The sequence below is a fragment of the Actinoplanes sp. DH11 genome (genome assembly GCF_020873875.1).
In the GTDB taxonomy this organism is placed as follows: Bacteria; Actinomycetota; Actinomycetes; order Mycobacteriales; family Micromonosporaceae; genus Actinoplanes.
Map to the genome: position 1 here is coordinate 285165 of NZ_JAHWGU010000004.1, position 23139 is coordinate 308303.

The window sequence follows — 23139 nt, forward strand, 5'->3', positions numbered from 1 at the left end:
CTGAGGGCGTGGTGGTTGTCGCGCACGGATCGGTCGCCGTCCGCGCCCTGAGCGGTGGTGACTATCGTCGCTGCTATGCGCCCAGCCACCTGGACCCGGATCGAGGAGTGGCGGCGGCCCGGTCCGACCGCCCGGCAACGCCGGACCGACCTGTGGATCGGGCTCGCGGTGGTCGCGGTCGCCGTGCTCAACCTCTTCCTGTCCCGCAGCTTCGGGATGTTGCACACCGAGGAGGCGCCGGCCCGCGTCGAGCAGATCGCCTGGGCGGTCGGCACCACGCTGCCGCTGGCCTGGCGGCGGCGGTGGCCGGACGCGGTGGCGGTCGTCATGTCGGTGCTGTTCATCGGCGGTCAGTTCCGCGGTGCGCAGGAACAGCAGGTCACGACGTACGCCCTGTATGCCGCCATCTATACCCTGGGCGCGTGGGGACCGGTCCGGCACCGGGCGCGGGCGTTGCGGCTGCTGATCGTCGCGGCGATGTTCGGCTGGCTCACCGTGTCGTTCGTGACGCAGTGGGACCGGATCGTGGGTGAGACGTTCGACGGCGCCTCCGGCGAGTTGCCGGTGCTCTGGTCGCTGGTCTTCAACAACTACTTCGTCAACATCGTCTTCTTCGGTTCGGTCTACCTGGTCGGGGACGCCGCGTGGCAGGCCGCCCGGCGGTTGAACACGGTGGAGACGCAGGCCGCCGAGTTGCGGGCGGCGCAGGCGGCGCAGGCCGAGCGGGCGGTGCTCGACGAACGGGTCCGGATCGCCCGGGAACTGCACGACGTGGTCGCGCACCACGTCTCGGTGATGGGCATCCAGGCGTCGGCCTGCCGCAAGGCGCTCGACAAGGACCCGGCCCGGGCCCGGACCGCACTCGCCGCTGTCGAGCAGGGCGCCCGGACCGCGGTGGACGAGTTGCGGCGGATGCTCGGCGCGCTGCGGTCGTCCGCGCCGGAGGTGCCGACTGCCGCGTTCGGCGCCGACGGGATACCGCAGATCGCCGAGAGCGCCCGGGAGGCGGGCCTGACCGTGCACTTCGCGGTCTACGGTGATCCGGTGCCGCTGCCCGAGTCGGTGTCGCAGACCGCGTACCGGATCGTGCAGGAGGCGGTGACGAACACCCTCAAGCACGCGTACGCGAAGACCCTCGACATCCGGGTCCGCTATCTGAGTGGGTTGCTGGAGGTCGATGTGAGTGACGACGGCCGGGGCGTGGTGCCGAACCGCGCGGGCGGCGGGATGGGACTGATCGGCATGCGGGAGCGGGTGTCGGTGCACGACGGCGAGTTGGAGAACGGGCCACGGCCGGGTGGCGGCTACCGGGTGCGCGCCCGGTTGCCGTACGCGGCCGCGCTCACGATGGCGGGAGACAACCGGTGACGATCGAGGTCCTCCTCGCGGATGATCATCAGCTGGTGCGTACCGGGTTCCGGGTCATCCTCGAGATGGAGGACGACATCACGGTCGTCGGTGAGGCGGCGGACGGTGTGCGGGCCGCCGAGCTGGCCCTGCGGCTGCGGCCGGACGTGGTGCTGATGGACGTCGAGATGCCCGGCATGGACGGCCTGGAGGCGACCCGCCGGATCGCTGCCGAGGGTGGGCCGTCGGTGCTGATCCTCACCACGTTCGACCGGGACGACTACCTGTTCGCCGCGTTGCAGGCGGGTGCCAGCGGCTTCCTGCTGAAGAACGGCTCCCCGGAGGCGCTGATCGAGGCGGTACGGGTCATCGCCGCCGGAGACGCCCTGCTCGCACCGGCCGTGACGCGCCGGGTCATCGCCGGGTACACGGCGCCACGGCAGCGGGCACCGGAACCCGCGGTACGCCTCGGCGAACTCACCCCGCGGGAGCACGAGGTGCTCGTCCTGCTCGCCGGTGGCGCCACCAACGCCGAGATCGCGACCGCGCTGCGCCTGGGCGAGACGACGGTGAAGACGCACGTCAGCCGGGTGCTGATGAAGCTCGGCGCGCGGGACCGGACGCAGGCGGTCGTCCTCGCGTACGAGCTCGGGGTGGTGCGTCCTTCGCGCGGATGACCTCCGCCCGCCGGACGACAGGAGCCGGTCGCTCACCTAGCGTCAGTCCCATGACCACCGTCCTCAACGTCGATGCCGTCAACCGGTCCTTCGGCGACCGGCAGGTCCTCAAGGACGTGTCCTTCGCCGTGGAAGCCGGCCGTCTCACCGGATTCGTCGGCGCGAACGGCGCCGGCAAGACCACCACCATGCGGATCATCCTGGGCGTGCTCGCCGCGCAGTCCGGTTCCACCACCTGGCGTGGCGCGCCGATCACCCAGGAGGTCAGGCAGCGCTTCGGGTACATGCCGGAGGAACGCGGCCTCTACCCGAAGATGTCCGTTGCCGATCAGGTCGTCTACCTGGGCCGGCTGCACGGTCTGAGCGCCGCCGACGCGAAGGCCCGGACGAGCGCGTTGCTCGACCGCCTGGAGCTCGGCCCGCGCGCCGGCGACCTGGTGGAGAAGTTGTCGCTCGGCAACCAGCAGCGGGTGCAGATCGCCGCGGCGCTGGTGCACGACCCGGAGCTGCTCGTGCTCGACGAGCCGTTCTCCGGCCTGGACCCGCTGGCCGCCGACACCGTGGTCGCGGTGCTGCGGGAGCGTGCCGCCGCCGGTGCCGCGGTGCTCTTCTCCAGTCACCAGCTGGACCTGGTGGAGCGCCTCTGCGACGACCTGGTGATCATCGCGGAGGGGACGATCCGGGCCGCGGGCAGCCGGACCTACCTGCGGCAGCAGTACGCCCTGCCCCGCTACTCGATCGAGGTGGACGCGGACGCGGGCTGGCTGCGTGACGAGCCCGGCGTGACCCTGGTCGAGCTGGACGGCCCGCGTGCCGTGCTCGACCTGGCCCCGGACACCGACGATCAGCGGATCCTGCGGGCCGCCCTGGACCGCGGACCGGTCCGGGCGTTCGGCCCGGTCCGACCCTCCCTCGCCGAGATCTTCCGAGAGGTGATCCAGTGACCACGTTCGAGGCCACCCGCCTGGTGGCGGCCCGTGAAGTGCGGACCAAGCTGCGGGACAAGGCGTTCCTCTACAGCACCGCGTTCTTCCTGGTGATCGTGATCGCCTCGGTGGCGCTGCCGGCGCTGCTCAGCGGCGGGCCGGCGAAGGTCGCGGTCACCGGCGACAGCACCGTCGCCGCCGCGCTGAGCCAGTTCGAGGTGGTGGAGGTCGCGGACGCGGCCGCCGCCGAGCAGCTGGTGCGTGACGGCGAGGTCGAGGCGGCCGTGCTGCCCGGTCCCGAGGTGGTCGCCTTGGAGGAGGCGCCGTCCGACGTGGTGGCCGCGCTCAGCGTCGCCCCGCCGGTCCGGGTGCTCGAACCGGGTGACCTGGACCCGTTCCTGAAGTTCCTGGTGCCGACGATCCTGGCGATGCTCTTCTTCTTCACGTCGTACACGTACGGCCTGCAGATCGCGCAGAGCGTCATCGAGGAGAAGCAGACCCGGATCGTCGAGATCCTGGTGTCGAGCGTGCCGGTGCGGGCGCTGCTGGCCGGCAAGGTGTTCGCGATGACAGCGCTGGCGTTCGGGCAGATCGCGCTGCTCGCGATCGTCGGCTGGGTCGGCATGCGGGTCACCGACGCGGACACCGGCCTGGTGAACGCGCTCGGGCCGGCGATCGGCTGGTTCCTGCCGTTCTTCGTACTCGGCTTCCTGATGCTGGCGACGCTCTGGGCCGGGGTGGGTGCGCTGGCCTCCCGGCAGGAGGAGATCACGAGTACGTCCACGCCTGTGCAGATGGCGGTCCTGATCCCCTTCTTCGCGGTGCTCTTCCTGCAGGACAACGCGGAGGCGCAGCGAATCCTGTCGTACGTGCCGTTCTCGTCGCCGATCGCCATGCCGATCCGGCTCTTCAACGGTGACGCGGCGGGCTGGGAGCCGGTGGTGTCCCTGCTGATCCTGGCTCTCACCGCGGCGCTGCTGCTGGTGGCCGGCGCCCGCGTCTACCAGAACTCGCTGATGCGGACCCGCCAGCGGACCTCGTTCGCGGCGGCCTGGAAGAACTCCTAGGTAGTCTCAGGCGACCCGGCGGACGACCGCCGGCAACGACTCCTCGACGTCGGCGTCGTCGCGGTCGGGCTGGAACACCAGCCAGTCCACCGCGACGACGAGGCCGACACCGAAGAGGGCCGCGGACGCCACCCGCACGTCCAGCTCCGCGGGCAGGTCACCGGATCCGTGGTGGACATCACGACACATCGACCGGCAGGATCAACGGCATGTCGATGCGATGGGGCATGACCGTGCCACTGGGGGGCGTACCGCTCGCCGATCACGCCGCTACCTATGCGGCCCTTGCCGACGCCGGGTTCACCGACGTCTGGTCCGCCGAGGTGAACGGCACGGACGGCTTCACGCCGCTCACCCTCGCCGCCGCCTGGGAACCGCGGCTGCGCCTGGGCACCGCGATCGCCCCGGTCTTCACCCGCGGGCCCGGCCTGCTCGCGATGACCGCGGCCGCGCTCGCCGAGGCCGCGCCCGGCCGGTTCCAGCTCGGCATCGGCGCCTCGTCACCGGTCGTCGTGGGCGATTGGAACGCACAGGACTTCACCGAGCCTTTCGCCCGCAGCCGGGACGTGCTCCGCTTCCTGAAATCGGCGCTCGCCGGCGAGACGGTCGACGAGCAGTACCCGACGTTCACCGTCCGGCGGTTCCGCCTGGAGCGGCCGCCGGCCGTCCCGCCGCAGGTCATGCTGGCCGCACTGCGACCGCGGATGCTCCGGCTGGCCGCGGCCGAGGCCGACGGCGTGATCCTCAACTGGCTGTCGGCCGCCGACGTGGCCACCGCACTCGCCGAGACCAAGGAGGCCGGCCCCGGCTTCGAGGTCGCCGCCCGGATCTTCGTGATCCCGACCGACGACGCCGGCTACGCCCGCGCGGTCGGCCGTCGCATGATCACGTCGTACCTCACCGTGCCGGCGTACGCCGCCTTCCACCGCTGGCTCGGCCGTTCGCAGGTGCTCGCCCCGATGTGGCAGGCCTGGGATGCCGGTGACCGCAAGGGCGCCCTCGCCGCCATCCCGGACTCCCTGGTGGACGAGCTGATCGTGCACGGCTCGCCGGAGGCGTGCCGGTCGAAGGTCGAGGCCTACGCCCGCGCCGGGGTGACCGTTCCGGTGATCGCCCTGATGCCGACGCCGGAGCTCACCAAGGGTGACCCGCTGGCCCTGGCCGGCCTGATCTCGGCGTTGGCCCGCCCGGTCTGAGAAACGGCCGCCGTGCGCGGCCGTGCGCACAGCGGCCGGTCAGGCTCTGTCCAGCGCCTCCCGCAGGCGGGCCAGGAGTTCCGGCTGCGTGAACGGTTTCGTGATCAGGATGGTGTTCTCGTCCAGGGTGCCCTTGGCGGCGATCAGCGGCTGGGCGTACCCGGAGACGTAGACCACCGGCAGGTCCGGCCGGATGTGTCGGATCTGCTCGGCGAGCTCCTGACCGTGCATGTGCGGCATGATCACGTCGGTCAGCAGGAGATCGACGTGCCGGGCCGGGTCCTCGGCGATCTTCAACGCCTCGGGGCCGCTGGCCGCGGTGAGCACCTGGTACCCGTTGCGGGCCAGGATCCGCTCGGTGACCGCGCGCAGGGCCGCCTCGTCCTCCACCACCAGGATCGTCTCTCCGCCGCGTTGGAGCTGCTGGGGTGCCGCGGCCGGTGCCGGGACGGCCGGCTGCTGGTCGGTCGCCGGCAGCAACGCGGTGAACACCGTGCCGGCGCCCTCGGCGGAGTGCAGGGCCGCCGAACCGCCGGCCTGCGTGACGATGCCGTAGACGGTGGCGAGCCCGAGCCCGGTCCCCTTGCCCGGGCCCTTCGTGGTGAAGAACGGCTCGAAGACCCGCTCCAGGATCGCCGGCGGGATCCCGGTGCCGGTGTCGCCCACCCGGAGCCGGACGTACCTCCCCGGCGGCACCGGCGGGCGCATCCCCAGGTCGCCGCAGTCCTCGGTGACGGTCTGGTTCCCGGTGTGCACGGTGAGGGTGCCGCCGCCGGGCATCGCGTCCCGGGCGTTGACGGCCAGGTTGACGAGCACCTGCTCGATCTGGCCGGGGTCGGCGAGGACCGGCCAGAGCCGCGGCTCCAGCTCGGCGTGCAACTGGATGTGCTCGCCGAGGGTACGCAGCAGCAACTGCTCCACCTCCCGGATCACCACGTTGAGGTCGAGCACCTGCGGCCGGACCACCTCGCGCCGGCCGAACGCCAGCAGTTGATGCGTCAGCTCGGTGGCCCGCTGCCCGGCCCGCAGCACCTGCTGCAGGTCCCGGGCGGCCTGCGGCCACTCGCCGTCCGGGTCGGCGGCGGCGGCGTCCTGGATCTGCTCGGCGACGAACCCGCCGTAGTTCAGCATCACGGCGAGCAGGTTGTTGAAGTCGTGCGCCACTCCGCCGGCCAGCTGACCCAGGCTTTCCAGCCGCTGCGCCTGGTGCAGCTGCGCTTCCAGCCGCTCCCGTTCGGCGGCGGCGGCGAGGCGTTCCCGTTCGGCCTCCAGCCGCTGCCGTTCGGCCTGCGCCTCGATCCGCTCGGAGACGTCCCGGATCGACGCGGAGACGATCACGCCGTCCTCGGTCTCCAGCGCGGAAAGACTGATCTCGGCCGGGAACTCGGTGCCGTCCTTGCGCAGAGCGGCGAGCGGCTTGCCGGAACCCATCGGCCGGGGCCGCGGGTCGGCGAAGTAGCGGTCCCGCTTGTCCGGGTGCCGGTGCCGGAACGACTCCGGCACCAGCACCTCGATCGGCAGACCGAGGAGCTCACTGCGGGGGTACCCGAAAAGACGTTCGGCCTGCGCGTTCACCAGGGTGATCCGGCCGCTGCAGGCGACACCGACGATCGCGTCCGGCGCGGCCTCCAACAGACCCTGGAACTTGGCCTCCCGCCGCACCCGGTCGCTGACGTCGCGGACCGCCGCGACCACCATCTCCTCGTTCTCCAGCGCGGAGAGACTGATCTCGGCCGGGAACTCGGTGCCGTCCTTGCGCAGAGCGGCGAGCGCGACCCCGGCGCCCATCGGCCGCGGGCGCGGGTCGCCGAGATATCCGCGACGGAAACCGGGGTGCCGGGGCCGGAACCGTTCCGGGATGAGCAACTCGATCGGCTGCCCGATCAACTCCGGTCGGTCGTAACCGAACATCCGGACGGTCTGCGCGTTGACCACGGCGATGAGGCCGCTCCGGTCGACACCGATGATGGCGTCCGGGGCAGCCTCCAGCAGGCCGATCACGACGGCGTCGGACGGATGGCTCATCCAGCACCTCATCCCACGGGCTCTGTCGTGACCGAGCCTAGGCCGCCGGTCCGCCCGGCTCGCGGGTTTCGCCGTTCCCGCTCGTGAACCACTACGAGGCGTTCTGAGCCCTCGCCGCACCGGGGCCGGCGGCGGCGTGCGCCGCGCCGCGGCCGTCAGCACCCGCGCGCCAGGGGACGGCCTGGTTGCGGTCGGGGACGGCGTGGGCCGTACCGCATGCGAGAAGCGCGCCCAGGCAGCCTGGACGCGCTTTCCCACCGGCTTCTACTCGGGGTCCTCCGCGAGGATCGCGTAGAGCTTGCGCTTGGTCTCGTTGAGCACCTCGAGCGCCTTGTCGCGCTGCTCCGGCGTGCCGCTGAAGCCGACCTGCTTGAGTGCGCCCATGATGCCGACGGCCGCATCGCGGAAGTCCTGCACCTGGGACATCGTGTCGGCCCCGAACTGCGCCCAGGGCGGGTTCTGCGCGGCGGCCTCGGCCTCGGGCCGGCCGTCGGCGGTGAGCTGGTAGCTCTTGCGGCCGCCCTCCGCCGTGACCTCGATCAAGCCCTCGTCCTCCAGCAGCTGAAGCGTGGGGTAGACCGAACCGGGGCTGGGCCGCCAGATGCCGTTGGTGCGGGTGTCGAGCTCCTGGATCATCTCGTAGCCGTGCATCGGCCGCTCGACCAGGAGCGCCAGGATCGCGGGCCGCACGTTCTGCCGGGCGCCGCGACCGCCGCGCCGGGGCCGGGGGCCACCGAAGTCGGGCGGGACGAAGCCGGGACCACCGGGGCCACCGCCGCCGAAGGGGAAGCCGGACGGGAATCCGAAACCGCGCCGGCGGCCCTCGGTCGCCCAGCCATGACCGTGTCCGTGCGCTCCGTGACTCATGTGCCGCATGATCTTCTCCGTTCTGTCGTCGATAGTTAGACGATATATCGGCAACGTGTCGGCGGCAAGCTTTTCTGGTTCCATGGGTCGCGGTACGTGTCGGCCCGGCGGTATCTGGCAATCTGGTACCTGTGTTGACGGTGCCCATTCGGCAGCTCGGCGAGCCCGAGCGCCCGGCGGTCCAGCGAATTCTGGACGCCGACCCCTACGCGGGCGCCCAGATCGCCGAGCGGGTGGCCGCGCACGGACTGAACTGGTGGCGCTCGGACGGACGCATCTACGGGTACGAACCCGCGCGCCACGTCGAATCGATCATCTGGTCCGGAGCCCACCTGGTGCCGGTCGGCGCGACGCCCTCGGCCGTCGCGGCCTTCGCCGACCTGCTCGGTGCCGAGGCCCGGATCTGTTCGTCGATCATCGGCCGCTCGGAGGCGGTGCTCGACCTGTGGAACCGGCTCGGCGGGCACTGGGGTCCGGCCCGCGACATCCGGCCCAACCAGCCACTGCTGGTCACCGACCGTGACCCGGCGGTCCGGCTCGACCCGGAGGTCCGCCTGGTCCGGCCGCACGAGGTGGATCAGCTCTTCCCTGCCGCGGTGGCGATGTACACCGAGGAGGTCGGGGTCTCGCCGCTGCTGGACGACGGCGGGCGCGGTTACCGGCGGCGGATCGCCGAACTGGTGAAGGGCAAGCGGGCGTACGCGCGGTTCGACGGCGACCAGGTGATCTTCAAGGCCGAACTGGCGATCATCACGCGGCGCACCACGCAGGTGCAGGGCGTGTGGGTCCACCCGGACTACCGGGGTCGCGGCCTCGCCACCGGCGCGATGGCGGCCGTGGTGGCGGACTCGCTGCGGCGGGTGGCACCGACCGTGAGCCTCTACGTGAACGACTACAACACGGCGGCGCGGCAGGTCTACGCGCGCTGCGGGTTCGTGTCGGCGGGTTCGTTCGCGACCGTGCTGTTCTGAGCCGGGCCGCGCTCGCGGCTCGCGGCTCGCGGCTCGCGGCTCATCGCGCGCCCTACCTGAGCCTGCCGGAAGCGGGCTTGCCGCCCACCTCCGGCAGAAAGACGTCAGGCCTCGAAGCGGGTACGCCGCTTGCGAGCGACCAGGAACCCGGCCGCACCGGCCGCCACCAGCAGCAGGCCGGTCACGGCGACCGTGGCGCCCTGCGGCCCGGTGATCGGCAGGCCCGGCTCGCCACCACCCGTGCCGCCGCCGGGCGTCCCGGTGCCCGGCTCCTCGTCGTCATCGGGCGCGGGCGACTCCGGCGCAGGAGACGAGGGCGCGGGAGACCCGCCACCGGGGGCCTCCGCGGCCTTCGGGTTGATGATGAGCTTCGCCTTGTCGTTGGACTTGTCGATGTCCCGGTTGAAGCGGGAGCACTCGCAGGCCGGGTTCGCCTCGACAGCACCCGTCGCGTTCACCTGCATCCGGTCGATCCGCAGACCGAACTTCCAGGTCACACTGCTCTTGGCGGGGAAGACGAAACCGGTGTAGCAGGCGTACTGGACCGCGTCCGGATCGGTCTGCTCGCTGTCGTTCTCGGCGAGGTGGCAGCCGTCCGGCACGGTGGCGACCGAGGTGCCGGCCGGGATCGTGACGACCGCCACGCCGGCGGGCTCACCCACCCGGCTGCTGTCCACCGTCGCCGGGCCGTTGTTGCGCAGGCCGACCGCAGCGGTCACCACCGCCCCCGCCGTGCCGGTGGCCCGGGCGCCCACCGCGGCGATGTCGGTGCCCTGCTTGCCGGTCGCGGTCACGGTGACCGACTGCCAGTTGTTGTCGGTGTCCGGATCGGTCTGCGGTGCGCGCCGGGTGTCGGCCACCGGCTCCAGCCGCAGGGTCGCGCCGGTGCCGGCCCGGGTCCGCGCGGCGTCCGCGAAGTCGTCGCCGGTCCAGTCGTCGCCGGTGACCCACTGGAACTCGCCGGCGGACGTGCTGGGCGCGGCGGTGTCCGCGCGCAGCCGGTACGGCATGACGAGCCGATAGGTCGCCCCCGGCTCCAGATCCTGCTCGAAGAGGCAGCCGGAGACCCGGTCCGCGCCGCGGTAGACGCAGTTCTGGTAGCGCTGGGTCGTCTGGAACGCGTAGTCGGTGTAGAAGTACAGCCCCGCGCCGTGCACCACCTCGGCGCTGGTGTTGGTGACCTGGAGCGTGGCGTCGAACGCCCGGCCCGGCGCCACCCGGATCTCGCGGGACGCGCCGGCGGCCAGGTCGACACTGCGCGCCACCCGGACGGCGGCCTCGGCCGTGACGGGGGCGGCGCCGTCCGCGGTGAAGGTGGCGGTCAGTTTGCCTGTCGCACCGGCGATCGCACCGCTGCCGGCCTTGAGGACCGCGTCCAGCAGACCGGTCGAGCCGTCCGGGCCGACCTCCAGCTCGAACGGCGTGGCGCAGGTCAGCTCGGCCGGTGAAACACTCGTGCAGTCCCCGAACTCAGGGTTGGCAAGCGTGACGCCGGCCAGGTCACCGGAGAGCCGGTAGGTGACGCCGGCGCCGGTGAGCACGACGTCGGTGCCGGCGCTCAGGACCGGGAAGATCGGGGTCTCGGAGCCGACGCCGACGGTCGTGTCGGCCAGCGCGATGTCAAGCGCCGTGGCGGCCGCGGAGGCCGGTGTGGTCAGGGCCAGTGCGGCGGCGACAGCGGCCGCGCCGGCGAGTGCGCGCCAGGCCGAACGGTGCGGCATCGAGGGGTCCTCCCGGAAGTGGTCGAAGCCGCATGGTAAGGACTTCGTCGATGTCCGGGTGGACCCCTTTCAGCGATGCCGGTGAATCCGTTGCCGAACCTTAATGAACGGTGACCGTCGGGCCGGGCAGCAGGTCGCGGAGTTCGTCGGGGAGTTCGGCGCCCATCTCGTCGGCGAGGCGGAGCGCTTCCTCGACAAGCGTTTCCACGATGATCGATTCAGGGACGGTCTTGATGACCTTGCCCTTGACGAAGATCTGGCCCTTGCCGTTGCCGGAGGCCACACCGAGGTCGGCCTCCCGGGCCTCGCCCGGACCGTTCACCACGCAACCCATGACCGCGACGCGGAGCGGGACCGGGAAGCCCTCCAGGGCGGCGGTGACCTGCTCGGCCAGGGTGTAGACGTCGACCTGGGCGCGACCGCAGGACGGGCAGGACACGATCTCCAGGCCACGCTCCCGCAGACCCAGGGACTCGAGGATCTGCTGGCCGACCTTGATCTCCTCGACCGGCGGGGCCGACAACGAGACCCGGATGGTGTCACCGATGCCCTCGGCCAGCAGCGCGCCGAACGCGACAGCGCTCTTGATGGTGCCCTGGAAAGCCGGACCGGCCTCGGTGACGCCCAGGTGCAACGGGTAGTCGCACTGCTCGGCGAGCTGCCGGTAGGCCCGGATCATCACGACCGGGTCGTTGTGCTTGACCGAGATCTTGATGTCGCGGAAACCGTGCTCCTCGAACAGTGAGCACTCCCACAGCGCCGACTCCACGAGCGCCTCGGCGGTGGCCTTGCCGTACTTCTCCAGCAGCCGCTTGTCCAGCGACCCGGCGTTCACCCCGATCCGGATCGGCACCCCCGCGCCGGAGGCCGCCTTGGCGATCTCCTTCACCTTGTCGTCGAACTGCCGGATGTTGCCCGGGTTGACACGCACCGCGGCACAGCCCGCGTCGATCGCGGCGAACACGTACTTCGGCTGGAAGTGAATGTCGGCGATCACCGGGATCTGCGACTTCTTGGCGATCGCCGGCAGCGCCTCCACATCGTCCTGCGACGGCACGGCGACCCGGACGATCTGACAACCCGACGCCGTGAGCTCAGCGATCTGCTGCAGCGTGGCGTTGACATCAGCGGTGAGCGTGGTCGTCATCGACTGGACACTGACCGGCGCACCGCCACCGACCAGCACCCCACCGACGTTGATCTGGCGGCTGTGGCGGCGCGGAGCGAGCGGCGGGGGAGGTACGGCCGGCATTCCCAAACTGACAGCAGTCATCGAGTTCCACTCACTTGAAGATCGTAATGGGGTTGATGATGTCGGCGGTCGCGGTCAGGAGGGTGAACGCGCCACCGATCAGAATGACCGCGTAGGTGAGCGGCATCAGCTTGTAGTAGTCGACGCGCCCCGGATCGGGCCGGCGCAGCCGCTGGTAGATCCAGGAGCGGACCCGTTCGTACCACGCGATGGCGATGTGGCCGCCGTCCAGCGGGAGCAGCGGTAGCAGGTTGAAGATGCCGATGAAGATGTTCAGCGAGATGAAGACCTGCCAGAAGACCTCGGGCACGCCCCTCTCGATCGCCTCGCCGCCGATCCGGCTGGCTCCGATCACACTGATCGGGGTCTCCGGGTCGCGCTCGTCGCCGGTGATCGAGTTCCACAGCGCGGGGATCTTCTCCGGGATCCGGGCCATCGCCCGGAACGAGTTCTCCACCAGGTACCAGTTGAAGTCGGCGGATGCGGGGATCGCACCCAGTGCACTGTAGGTGAGGACGGCCGGCTGGTCGGTGGTCCAGCTCACGCCGGCGACCGCGACAGTGGAAACCGCGCCGTTCGGGTCGTCGAGCGGTGGCCGTTCGGCGGTGACCAGGTTGACCGTGGCGGTGCCGGTCTGGCCGTCCCGCTCGTAGCCGAACGCGGTCGGACCGGCCGCCGAGCGGCGGATCGCATCGGTCAGCTCGCCGTAGTTGGCGACCGGCGTGCCGCCCACGCTGGTGATGCGGTCACCGGTGCGCAGGCCGGCGGCCTTGGCCGGTGCCTCGAGAGCCCCGCCGACGCCCGGCACGCACTCGGTGCTGGTGTCGGTCAGCGAGGTGCGGATGCAGTCGCCCACGTAGACCTCGGCGGGCGCGGCGCGCTGCGCGGCGGCGGTCTGCGGGATGTCCGTGTTCGGCAGGCCCACGGTGAGCGCCATGAAGTAGGCGCCGACCAGGGCCAGCAGGAAGTGGGTGATCGAACCGGCGGACATCACCACGGTCCGCTTCCAGACCGGGAACCGCCACATCGCGCGGTGCTGGTCCTCCGGGCGGACGTCCTCGTCCTGCGGCGTCATCCCGACGATCTTGCAGAAGCCACCGAGCGGGATGGCCTTCAGGCCGTACTCCGTCTCGCCCCGCTTGAACGAGAAGATGGTCGGGCCGAAGCCGACGAAGTACTGCGTCACCTTCATGCCGAAGCGCTTGCCAGTGATCATGTGGCCCAGCTCGTGCAGGCTCACCGAGATCAAGATGGTCAGCGCGAAGGCCGCCGCACCCAGCCAGAAAAGCATCAGGCTCCTTCAGCCAAATCAGCCGCGCTCGCGATGGTCCGCTGTGCCTGGGCACGCGCCCATGCCTCGGCGGCAAGCACGTCATCGACGGTACCCGGCTCTGCGAAATCCGGGGCTGCGGCGAGCACCCGCTCCAGGGTGTCGACGATGCCCAGAAACGGTAGCCGACCGGAGACGAACGCGGCCACACACTCCTCGTTCGCGGCGTTGTAGACCGCCGGCAGGCAGCGCCCGGCCCGGCCCGCCTCCTTGGCCAGCCGCACCGCCGGGAAGGCCTCCTCGTCGAGCGGGCGCAGCTCCCAGTTGTGCGCCTGCGTCCAGTCCACCGCCGCGGCGGCCGCCGGCACCCGCTCCGGCCAGGCCAGCGCCAGCGCGATCGGCAGCCGCATGTCCGGCGGACTGGCCTGGGCCAGGGTGGAGCCGTCGGTGAACTCGACCATCGAGTGCAGCACCGACTGCGGGTGCACCATCACCTCGATGTCGTCGTACGGCACGCCGAACAGCTCGTGCGCCTCGATCACCTCGAGCGCCTTGTTCACCATGGTGGCCGAGTTGATCGTGACGACCGGGCCCATGTCCCAGGTGGGGTGCTTGAGCGCCTCCTCCGGCGTGACGTTCGTCAGCTCGGCACGCCGCCGGCCGCGGAACGCTCCCCCGCTCGCGGTGAGCACCAGCCGGCGCACCTCGGCCGCGGTGCCGCCGCGCAGGCACTGGGCGAGTGCCGAGTGCTCCGAGTCGACCGGGACGATCTGCCCCTCCTTGGCGATCCGGCGCACCAGCGGGCCGCCGGCGACGAGCGACTCCTTGTTCGCCAGCGCCAGGATGCGGCCCTCCTCCAGCGCGGCCAGGGTGGGCGCCAGGCCCAGGCTGCCGACCACGCCGTTGAGCACGACGTCGCAGGTGACCCGGGCCAGCTCGGTCATCGCGTCCGGGCCGGCCACGATCTTCGGGATCTTGAAGTCGCCGGTGGCGTACCCGCGTTTCTGGGCCTCGGCGTAGAAGGCGAGCTGGAGGTCCTGCACGGCCGAGGCGCGGGCCACGCCGACCACCTCGACGCTCAGCTCCAGCGCCTGGGCGGCGAGCAGCCCGACGTTGCCGCCACCGGCGCCGAGGGCCACCACGCGGAATCGGTCGGGGTTGCGGCGGACGATGTCGATGGCCTGGGTGCCGATGGAACCCGTGGACCCGAGCAGAACGAGGTCACGCATGTGGCCCATCTTCCCGCAGGGGGTAAGAGCCCCCCATGCGGGTCAGCCTGAAGGCACTTCTCCAGCCGTTGCGTGGGCGTGACGTGTCGCTGCACGCGGCGGCGATCACGTTCTACGCCGGGATCGCGGTGGTGCCTGTCGCACTTCTGGCGGTCTGGCTCACCGGTCTGGTGATCGGCGCGGAACGCGTACGCGAACTGACCGGCCGCACCATCGAGGCCCTGCCCGACCGGATCGGGGCGCCGCAGGCGCTCGCCGCCCTGATCGACGCAGGGCTGGCGCTGACCCCGCTGCTGGCGCTCGCCAGCCTGCTGCCGGCCACCCTCTACGGCGAAGGTCTGCGCCGGGCCTTCGTCTCGTTGCGCCGGCCCGGCGAGCCGCTGGTCGGCTGGCGGGGCCGGCTGCTCTGGCTGCCGCTGCTGGCCGCCGCCCCGGCGCTGCTGCTCGCGCTCTTCCTGGCCCTGCCGACCACCAGCGCGCTGTGGCTGCGGGGCGGCTGGTGGTCGGTGCTCGGCGTGGTGCTCTCGTTCCTGGCCACCTGGCTGGTGCTGACCCCGGTGGTGATCTGGGTGTACCGCTATGTCGGACCGGGCCGGCCGTCCTGGCTGCCGACCATCCTGATCGGCTCGTTCACCGCGGCGAACCTCTCCGGTTTTCTGCACGGCGCGGTGCTCTTCTGCTCGCTGCCGCTGGACCTGGGCGTCCCGTTCGGCGGGTTCACCGAGATCGGTGCGATGGTCGCGGTCGGTCTCTGGCTCTACCTGTTCCACGTCGTGCTGCTGACCGGCTTCGCGGTGACGCACACCGTGAAGCCGCTTCTGACCGACGACGCGCCGAAGGTGCCGGGCCTGTTCGCGGGGTAGCCTCGGACGCCATGACCTCCATTCCCGATCGCGCCGACGTGGTGATCATCGGGGCCGGGCACAACGGCCTGGTCTCCGCGATCCTGCTCGCCCGCGCCGGGCTCGACGTCGTCGTGCTCGAGGCCGCCGGCGTGCTGGGCGGCGCGACCCGCACCGAACACCCGTTCGCCAAGGTTCCCGGTCTGGGCCAGTCCACCGGGTCCTACCTGCTCGGCCTGATGCCGCCGGAGCTGCTGCGCACCCTCGACCTGGAGATCCCGGTGCTGCGCCGGGACCCGCACTACTTCCTGCCGACGCCCGGGCCGGCCGGTTCGCCCTACCTGCTGTTCGGCCGGGACCGGGCGGACAGCCGGGCCCAGCTGGAGCGGTTCTTCTCGGCCCGGGACGCGGCGGCCGACGAGGCCCTCGCCGTGGAGATCGGCGCGCTGCGCGCCGACCTGGCCCCGGCCTGGCTCGAGGAGCCGGCGAGCGTCGAGGAGATCGCCGACCGGCACATCCGGCCGCAACTGCAGAGCACCTTCCTCGATCTGGTACGCGGCTCGGTGGCCGACTACCTGGCCCGGTTCGGGTTCGCCAGCGAGCTGCTGGTCAGCATGTACGCGGTGACCGACGGCCTCTCCGGCCTCAACGCCGGACCGGACGACCCCGGCACCGGCCACAACTTCCTGGTGCACAACATGTGCCGGCTGCCCGGGGCCGACGGGACGTGGATGATCGCCCAGGGTGGGATGGGCACCGTCTCCCGGGTCTTCGCCGACGCTGCCCGGGCCGCCGGGGCACGGCTGTTCACCGACGCCCGGGTCAGCGAGGTCGTCGTTGACGCCGGCGCGGCCACCGGGGTGGTGCTCGCCGACGGGCGGTCCGTGGCCGCTCGCGTCGTGCTCGGGAGCTGTGACCCGTACACGTTGATGGGTCTCGTCCCGGACGGCGCCCTGCCCGCCGCGCTCACCGAGCGGATGGCCGCCGTCCGGCGGACCGGCACCACGCTCAAGGTCAACATGGCGCTGCGTGACCTGCCGGAGTTCTCCTGCCTGCCGGCGGGCGCGCCGTCACCGTTCGGCGCCACCATCCACCTGCTGCCGCACTCCGGCTCGCCGATGGCCGCGCTGCGCGGCATGTGGGCGGACGTGCAGGCCGGGCGGCTGCCCGCGGAACCCACGATCGAGTGGTACGTGCACACCACTGTCGACGAGTCGCTGCGCGACCCGGACGGGCACCATTCGTCGGCGCTGTTCGTGCAGTCGGTGCCGTTCCAGCCGGCCGGCTCGTCCTGGGACGCCGAGCTGCCGGGTTACGTGGAACGACTGCTGGCGATCTGCGACAGGTACGCGCCCGGGACCAGTGACCTGGTCGCGGACGTCATGCCGCTCACCCCGGCCGGCATCGAGGAGCACTTCGGGATCACCGGCGGGCACATCCACCACGTCGACAACACGGTTGCCTTCGACCGGCGGATGCCGTATTCCACCGGCCTCGACGGGCTGTACGCCGGATCCGCCGGCACCCACCCGGCCGGCAGCGTGATCGGCGCGGCGGGCCACAACGTGGCCCGCCGCATCCTGCGCGATCTCGCCTCCTGAGACCTCACCTCCGGAGGCCTGCCTCCGGGGACCTCAGGGGCGCGGGCTTCAGGAGGTCTTCGACGCCCGGATCTTGTGGCCGACGCTGGTGAGGCATCGGCCACTGGGCAGATCGAACTTCCAGCCGTGCAGCTGGCAGGTGAGCACGTTGCCCTCGACGACGCCGAACCGGGACAGGTCGGCCTTCAGGTGCGGGCAGCGGCGCTGCACCGTCCAGTCGCCGAACTGGGTGTCCTCGGCGTCGACGGCCTTCTCGTGCTCGTCGTACCAGCCCTCGGCGTACTGCAGACGCTCCTCGGAGAGGCACTTGAAGAACGCGTAGACGAACTCGTTGTACTGCCCGATCCGGGCCGCCGAGAAGCGGCAGGAGAGGAACAGCGAGTTCACCCAGTCACCCTCGTCGATGAAGATGAGGTGCTCGATCAGCTCACGCTGGGTCTTGAAGCGGTAGCGGACCTTCTCGTCCGCGTACGGCCGGACCTGCTTGCCGGGGAAGTCCACGACGATCGACTCGATCTCGTCGCCGTCGTAGGAGACCAGGTCGAAGCGGACCGGGCCGCCGACGCCCTTGGCCAGGTAGATCGACTCCTCGAGAAGCGGCTCGATCCGCTTCTTCAGCTCACCCAGGACGTCGATCTCCGGGTGCCGCCAGGACGCCTTCTCCGCCTCGATGATCGGGCGCTTGCGCTCCCGCATCTCCTCGAGGTGCGCGGTCTTGTTGGCGAAGAACTCGTCGACCGGCATCGGGTGCGTCGTGGTCTGCTTCGTGCCGCCCTCGGACAGCTCGGTGACGCTGCCCGGCAGCTGGACGACCGCGTTCGTGCCGCCGACCTTCGCGTACTCCGTGAGGAACACCGACTGGTCGGGGAAGATGTTGCCCTCGTCACCGTGGATGTCGTTGAACTGCCACAGCTCGTCGTCGAGGAAGCACGGCGGGCCGGCGATCGGGAAGACGAAGTCGGCCTTCAAGTCGTCGATGTAACGCCAGGTGCGGTCGAACTGCCGCTCCCGCTTCTGCTTGCCGAACGCGGTCTTCGCGTTCTCCGGCAGCTCGTAGACCATCGGGTACCAGATCGCGCCGGAGAACTGCAGCATGTGCGCGTGCACGTGGCCCAGCTCGTTGAACCGGCTCAGGTCGGACGGGCGGGCGTCGTTCTGGTTGAGCACGCGGATGCCGTCGTACTCCACCCAGAGCGACGAGTCGCCGATCGGGCCGTCGGTCGGGCTGATCAGCGCCTGGATCATCACCTTGAGCCCGCCGTCCAGCTCGTGCACCTGATCGGACTTCGTCCGCAGGAAGCTGCTGAAGCCGAGCGCGCGCAGCTCGTCCTCGAGCTGGCTGGTCGGGTACTCCGGCAGCAGCACCGTCGCCTTCTTGTTGATGAAGCGCTTGAGGTGCTCGGCGTCGAAGTGGTCCCGGTGCAGGTGAGAGACGTACAGGTAATCGACGTCGCCAAGGGTCTCCCAGTCGAGCTGGGAGTTGTCCGGGAACGGGAACCACGAGGCGAAGTACGCCGGATTCACCCACGGATCGCACAGAATGCTGCCCGCGGCCGTGTCGATCCGCATGCTCGCATGGCCGGTGCCCGTGATCCGCACTTGTCGCTCCTTCGCTCGGCGGGTTGGTGACCGCATCGAAAGTACAGCCGGGTTGCCGGGTTCCGCCCAGCGACCCCGTGACAGACTGAGATCCTTCTTATGGCTCGGGTAGAGGAGGACGCCGCCGTGGCTGCGGAGGAACACCACGAAGAGGTTTACGCGCCGGATCAGCTCAAGCCGGGCAACCGCAAGCGGGCCCAGCGCGGTGCCATCGTCTCGGCCGTGATCCTGCTGCTCTTCTTCTGGGGCAACCAGCAGGGCAACACCGAGAAGGTGTGGCTCGTGCTGCTGGCTGTCGGCCTGATCGCCGTCATCATCGGTGACGCCGTGCTGCGCCGGATCGGGCTGCGCCCCAACGACCAGTAGGTCCCCGCTCGACAAGTCGTCGGACGACAGAAGAGGGGGCCTCGGCCCCCTCTTTCCGTCGGTCTCTTCTCGTCGGTCCGTCAGCGCCGGCGCAGCAGGATGTCCTTCACCTCGCGCAGCGCGGCGTCGACCTCGGCCTCGAAGTAGCCGTTCGGCACCAGGCCGAACTGCAGCATGTCGAGGTCGTTCTCGTTCACCGGCATCGGGCCGCGACCGGTCATCGCCTGCAGGATGCCCTCGAACAGCCGGTCCACCTGCATCGGGTCGTAACCGCTGCCGAATCGCCGCGGCTGGAACGTGCGGCGCAGCTGGTCCACCCGGTGCAGCTCGCCACCGGGCTCACCCATCGGCGGGCCGAACTGCTGCGGCGGCGGGCCGTAGCCACCGGGAGCGCCACTCATCGGCGCACCGGGCATCGGCGAACCGGGCATCGCGGACGGCATCCCCTGGCCGGGCATCCCCTGGCCGCCGTAGCCACCACGCGGGTCGCGGTCGGGCATCCGGATCTCGGCGGTCATGTCGGCCTTGCCGTGCCGGCCCGGCTCGAAACCGTCGTAGCCGCCAGCCTGGTCGTAACCACCCTGGTCGTAACCGCCGCCCTGGTCGTACCGCGGCTGGTCGTAGCCACCCTGGTCGTAACCGGGGGGCGGGCCGGGACGCTGCGGGGGCTGCTGCTGGCCGTAACCGGGCTCGTCGTAACGCCCGTACGGGTCGGGCTGGGGCATCTGCTGCTGACGCTGCGGCATCTGCGGGGGCATCTGGGGCGGCATCATCCGGTCGTCACGCACCGGAGCGGGCAGGCGCTCGGTCGGCGGCGCCATCCGGGCCGCGGCCGGGTTCATCCCCGGGCCACCACCGGGCATGCCCTGGCCCGGCGGCATGCCACGGTCCGGCATCCCCTGACCCGGCATGCCACGATCGGGCATCCCCTGGCCCGGCATGCCCTGACCCGGCATCCCGCGATCCGGCATCCCGCGATCCGGCATGCCACGGTCGGGCATCCCGCGGTCGGGCATGCCACGGTCCGGCATTCCCTGACCCGGCATGCCACGGTCCGGCATCCCGCCTCCCGGCGGCAGCTGAGCCATGCCCTGCGGACCGCCCATGCCCTGCGGAGCGCCCATGCCCTGGGGGCCGCCCATGCCCTGCGGGGCACCCATCATCCCCGGCGGCGGGCCCTGCGGAGCCTGGGGGACCGCTGAGAGGCCGCCACGCATCGAGTCGCGCAGCGGGTCGGGGGCCGGCCGGCCACCGCGCTCCTCGAACTCGGCGAGCTGGCGCTCCACGCGGTCCAGGTGCAGGTCGACCTGCCACTCGTCGTAGCCGCCGAAGCGCACCCGGAAGACGACGTCGTGCACCTCCTGCGCACCGACCGGCGGGCCCACCTGCTCACCGGCCAGGGTCGCCTCCACCCGGTCCAGGAACGCGTCGACCTCGTCGACCTTGTAGCCACGCCGTAACGCACGCCGCCGGAAACGCTGCCCCTGACTCGTCACAACGTCTCCCACTCCGTCTGCTGGGACCTGCGCCCAGTCACTGTGCCACCTCCGCCTCGGCTGCGGCGCCCCCTGCGCTCGCTTGCGTCAGCTCGCCCGCGGCCAGCTGGCCGCATGCGCCGTCGATCTCCTGCCCCCGGGTGTCGCGGACCGTCGTCGAGACACCGGCCTCCCGCAGCCGGCGGACGAACTCGCGCTCGACCGGTTTGGGGCTGGCATCCCACTTGCTGCCCGGCGTCGGGTTCAGCGGGATGAGATTCACATGGGCCAGCTTGCCGCTCAGAAGACGGCCGAGCATGTCGGCACGCCAGGGCTGATCGTTTACATCCCTGATCAGGGCGTATTCGATGGAGACCCGACGGCCGGTCTGAGCCGCGTAATCAAACGCGGCATCGAGCACCTCGGCCACCTTCCAACGCTGGTTGACGGGCACAAGCTCATCGCGCAGATCATCATCGGGGGCATGCAGGGACAGCGCAAGAGTCACCGAGAGCTGTTCGGCGATCAACCGGCGCATTGCCGGCACCAATCCCACCGTGGACACCGTGATGTGCCGTTGTGACAGGCCCAGGCCCTCCGGCGCGGGTGAGGTGAGCCGGCGCACCGCCTCGATCACCCGGGGGTAGTTGGCGAGCGGCTCGCCCATCCCCATGAACACCACGCGGGACAGCCGGGGCGGCGAACCGGTGACCGCACCGGACGCGGCGACACCGGCGAGGTAGACCACCTGGTCGACGATCTCGGCCACCGACAGGTTGCGCGTCAGGCCCTGCTGGCCGGTCGCGCAGAACGGGCACGCCATACCGCAGCCGGCCTGGCTGGAGACACAGGCCGTCACCCGGTCGGGGTAACCCATCAGAACGCTCTCCACCAGGGCGCCGTCGTGCAGGCGCCAGAGCGTCTTGCGGGTCGCGCCGTCGTCGCAGGCCTGCTCCCGCAACGGGGTCAGCAGTTGCGGGAAGAGCTCGGCGGTGAGCCGCTCACGGCTCTTCGCCGGCAGGTCGGTCATCGCCGAGGAGTCACGCACCAGGCGGCCGAAGTAGTGGGTGGAGAGCTGCTTGGCGCGGAAGGCGGGCTCACCGAGGCTCGCGACGGCGCTGGCGCGGGCGGCAAGATCCATGTCCGCGAGGTGCTTCGGCGGCATGCTGGGGCGACGCCGGGTGCTCACCGCGTCGGGCTGGTCTGGGCTGATCGGGATGACCGGAAGAATCGTCATGGCGTATCCAGTCTCCCACGCTCACGAAGTAGGTCACCCATAGCTAGCTCGGCATGATGATCGCGAACAGCAGGTACGCCGTGGGGACCGCGAACAGGATCGAGTCCAGCCGGTCCATCAGGCCGCCGTGCCCGGGCAGCAGGTTGCTCATGTCCTTGATCCCCAGGTCGCGCTTGAGCATCGACTCGGCCAGGTCGCCGAGCACCGCCACCACCGCCATCACCGCGCCGAACAGCAGGCCCCAGTAGACCGGCACCTCGAGCAGGAAGAACAGCAGCGCGCTGCTGCCGATCGCGGCGGCCGTCACCGAGCCGGCGAAGCCCTCCCAGGACTTCTTCGGACTGATCCGTGGCGCCATCGGGTGCTTGCCGAGGAACACGCCGGCCGCATAGCCGCCTGTGTCGGAGAGCACCACGGCGACCAGGGTGCAGATCACCATCAGGGCGCCGTCCTCCGGGAAGACGAGCATCGCCGCGAAACTCAGCAGGAACGGTACGTACACCGTGGTCAGCACAGTCGCGGTGAAGTCACGGCGGACCGCGGCGACGCCGTCGGCGAGACTCCACAGCACGGACGCGCCGATCGTCACGAGCAGGCCGACGAGCAGGGCGTCGGCTCCGCCGTACCACGCCAGGCCGGTCATCAGCGCCGACCCGGCGACAAGCGGGACCAGCGGAACCTTGGCACCCGAACCGGCCAGCGCCTTGGACATCTCCCAGACGCCGATGCCGGACGCGACGACGAGCACCGCCAGCAGGGCGCGCCGCTCGATCAGCAGCGAGGCGAGGACCACCACACCCAGGCCGAGACCGACCCCGATGGCCGCCGGCAGGTTGCGCCCGGCACGCCCGCCGCCCGACTTCTGACCGCGGCCCGCGCGGCGGCGGCCCTTGGTGCCCTTCATCACGATGGGCTGGTCGGTGGTGGGCAGGTCGAGCACCGCGGGATCCTCGGCCGGGTCGGCCGGCGGGTCGTTCTGCTGGTCCCCGGCCGGATCGCTCGGCTGCTGCCAGGCGGGATTGCTCTGTTGCTGCCAGGCGGGATCGCTCTGCTGCTGCCAGGCGGGATCGTCCGGCCAGGGCGGGCCGTTCTGCTGCTGCGCCTGCCAGCCGTTCTGCTGCTGCTGTGCCTGCCAGGCGGGGGCGCTCTGCTGCGGCGGCCAGGACTGTGGCGCCTGCGGGGTGCGGAAGTCCGCATACGGGTTGTCCGGCCCGTTCGGCGGGTCGTAGGGGGGCGGCGCCGACGAGTTCGCGTCGCCGCCGGGAGCTCGGCCGGCCCGGGGATCGAGGTAGGACATCAGTGCTCGAACGACCTCGTGGACCGCGCCGTCATCTTGCGCAAGATCAAAGCCATCCCCTACGTGCCGTCGCCTGTTGTTCTCCCCCCGGACAGGAGTCGGACCCGAGCCTACTGCACAGCAACAGCCTTAACAGTGGTCGAGGTGGGCCGGTTCGGGCCCCCGGATCGGTGG

20 protein-coding genes are annotated in these 23139 nt (G+C 71.1%); 9 read left to right on the plus strand and 11 right to left on the minus strand.

Annotation, left to right across the window (positions count from 1 at the left end):
• The first annotated feature begins 75 nt into the window (after positions 1-75).
• From LPA41_RS08425 to LPA41_RS08440, 4 genes are read left to right on the plus strand one after another with little or no spacing between them, the layout of a single operon-like run.
• Entirely contained in the window at positions 76-1368 is a 1293-nt protein-coding gene (locus LPA41_RS08425; protein ID WP_229069374.1) for a sensor histidine kinase, read from the plus strand.
• Positions 1365-2024, plus strand: coding sequence for a response regulator transcription factor (locus LPA41_RS08430; protein ID WP_229069375.1), 660 nt, complete (start codon positions 1365-1367; stop codon positions 2022-2024). Before LPA41_RS08425 ends, LPA41_RS08430 begins: the two co-directional genes overlap by 4 nt.
• A 50-nt stretch (positions 2025-2074) precedes the next feature.
• Positions 2075-2968, plus strand: coding sequence for an ABC transporter ATP-binding protein (locus LPA41_RS08435; protein ID WP_229069376.1), 894 nt, complete (start codon positions 2075-2077; stop codon positions 2966-2968).
• Positions 2965-4017 carry an ABC transporter permease gene (locus tag LPA41_RS08440; RefSeq protein WP_229069377.1) on the plus strand — a complete coding sequence of 351 codons (1053 nt, stop codon included), beginning with the start codon at positions 2965-2967 and terminating at the stop codon, positions 4015-4017. The genes LPA41_RS08435 and LPA41_RS08440 overlap by 4 nt, the downstream gene beginning before the upstream one ends.
• A 6-nt stretch (positions 4018-4023) precedes the next feature.
• Here the strand turns inward: LPA41_RS08440 and LPA41_RS08445 are convergent, their stop codons facing one another.
• Positions 4024-4206, minus strand: a complete 183-nt coding sequence (locus LPA41_RS08445) for a hypothetical protein (RefSeq protein ID WP_229069378.1) — start codon at positions 4204-4206, stop codon at positions 4024-4026.
• 20 nt (positions 4207-4226) lie between these two features.
• Here LPA41_RS08445 and LPA41_RS08450 point away from each other — a divergent pair, with 20 nt between their 5' ends.
• Entirely contained in the window at positions 4227-5213 is a 987-nt protein-coding gene (locus LPA41_RS08450) for an LLM class F420-dependent oxidoreductase (RefSeq protein ID WP_229069379.1), read from the plus strand.
• A 39-nt stretch (positions 5214-5252) separates the two neighbouring features.
• Here LPA41_RS08450 and LPA41_RS08455 read toward each other — a convergent pair whose 3' ends face one another.
• On the minus strand, positions 5253-7238 hold the full coding sequence (locus tag LPA41_RS08455) for a PAS domain-containing sensor histidine kinase (RefSeq protein ID WP_229069380.1): 1986 nt from the start codon (positions 7236-7238) through the stop codon (positions 5253-5255).
• A 264-nt stretch (positions 7239-7502) separates the two neighbouring features.
• Complete coding sequence (locus tag LPA41_RS08460; RefSeq protein WP_229069381.1) at positions 7503-8114, minus strand: PadR family transcriptional regulator; 612 nt, start codon at positions 8112-8114, stop codon at positions 7503-7505.
• 122 nt (positions 8115-8236) lie between these two features.
• Between LPA41_RS08460 and LPA41_RS08465 the strand changes: the two genes are divergently transcribed.
• Entirely contained in the window at positions 8237-9076 is an 840-nt protein-coding gene (locus tag LPA41_RS08465; protein WP_229069382.1) for a DUF4081 domain-containing GNAT family N-acetyltransferase, read from the plus strand.
• A 104-nt stretch (positions 9077-9180) separates the two neighbouring features.
• Here LPA41_RS08465 and LPA41_RS08470 read toward each other — a convergent pair whose 3' ends face one another.
• From LPA41_RS08470 to dxr, 4 genes are all read right to left on the minus strand, one after another.
• Complete coding sequence (locus LPA41_RS08470; protein ID WP_229069383.1) at positions 9181-10797, minus strand: hypothetical protein; 1617 nt, start codon at positions 10795-10797, stop codon at positions 9181-9183.
• Between the two features lie 100 nt (positions 10798-10897).
• Positions 10898-12070 (minus strand): flavodoxin-dependent (E)-4-hydroxy-3-methylbut-2-enyl-diphosphate synthase, encoded by a 1173-nt coding sequence (ispG, locus tag LPA41_RS08475; protein ID WP_229069384.1) that lies wholly within the window; start codon positions 12068-12070, stop codon positions 10898-10900.
• 10 nt (positions 12071-12080) lie between these two features.
• A complete protein-coding gene (locus LPA41_RS08480; protein WP_229069385.1) occupies positions 12081-13340 on the minus strand; it encodes an RIP metalloprotease in 1260 nt (419 codons plus the stop codon).
• Entirely contained in the window at positions 13340-14557 is a 1218-nt protein-coding gene (gene dxr, locus LPA41_RS08485) for a 1-deoxy-D-xylulose-5-phosphate reductoisomerase (RefSeq protein WP_229069386.1), read from the minus strand. Before dxr ends, LPA41_RS08480 begins: the two co-directional genes overlap by 1 nt.
• Before the next feature lie 26 nt (positions 14558-14583).
• Here dxr and LPA41_RS08490 point away from each other — a divergent pair, with 26 nt between their 5' ends.
• Both LPA41_RS08490 and LPA41_RS08495 read left to right on the plus strand, forming a co-directional pair.
• Positions 14584-15411, plus strand: coding sequence for a YhjD/YihY/BrkB family envelope integrity protein (locus tag LPA41_RS08490; protein WP_229069387.1), 828 nt, complete (start codon positions 14584-14586; stop codon positions 15409-15411).
• 11 nt (positions 15412-15422) lie between these two features.
• The gene (locus LPA41_RS08495) at positions 15423-16991 is read left to right on the plus strand and encodes an NAD(P)/FAD-dependent oxidoreductase (RefSeq protein ID WP_229069388.1); all 1569 of its coding nucleotides are present in this window, start codon (positions 15423-15425) and stop codon (positions 16989-16991) included.
• Between the two features lie 48 nt (positions 16992-17039).
• On the opposite strand, the gene LPA41_RS08500 is transcribed toward LPA41_RS08495, so the two are convergent.
• Complete coding sequence (locus LPA41_RS08500) at positions 17040-18590, minus strand: Rieske 2Fe-2S domain-containing protein (protein WP_229069389.1); 1551 nt, start codon at positions 18588-18590, stop codon at positions 17040-17042.
• 99 nt (positions 18591-18689) lie between these two features.
• Here LPA41_RS08500 and LPA41_RS08505 point away from each other — a divergent pair, with 99 nt between their 5' ends.
• The gene (locus LPA41_RS08505) at positions 18690-18956 is read left to right on the plus strand and encodes a DUF2631 domain-containing protein (protein WP_229069390.1); all 267 of its coding nucleotides are present in this window, start codon (positions 18690-18692) and stop codon (positions 18954-18956) included.
• An 80-nt stretch (positions 18957-19036) separates the two neighbouring features.
• Here the strand turns inward: LPA41_RS08505 and LPA41_RS08510 are convergent, their stop codons facing one another.
• The 3 genes from LPA41_RS08510 to LPA41_RS08520 are packed head-to-tail and all read right to left on the minus strand — an operon-like array spanning position 19037 to position 22965.
• Positions 19037-20452, minus strand: a complete 1416-nt coding sequence (locus LPA41_RS08510; RefSeq protein WP_229069391.1) for a DivIVA domain-containing protein — start codon at positions 20450-20452, stop codon at positions 19037-19039.
• 37 nt (positions 20453-20489) lie between these two features.
• Positions 20490-21668 carry a 23S rRNA (adenine(2503)-C(2))-methyltransferase RlmN gene (gene rlmN, locus LPA41_RS08515; RefSeq protein ID WP_229069392.1) on the minus strand — a complete coding sequence of 393 codons (1179 nt, stop codon included), beginning with the start codon at positions 21666-21668 and terminating at the stop codon, positions 20490-20492.
• Between the two features lie 43 nt (positions 21669-21711).
• Positions 21712-22965, minus strand: a complete 1254-nt coding sequence (locus LPA41_RS08520) for a phosphatidate cytidylyltransferase (RefSeq protein WP_229069393.1) — start codon at positions 22963-22965, stop codon at positions 21712-21714.
• Between the last annotated feature and the right edge of the window lie 174 nt (positions 22966-23139).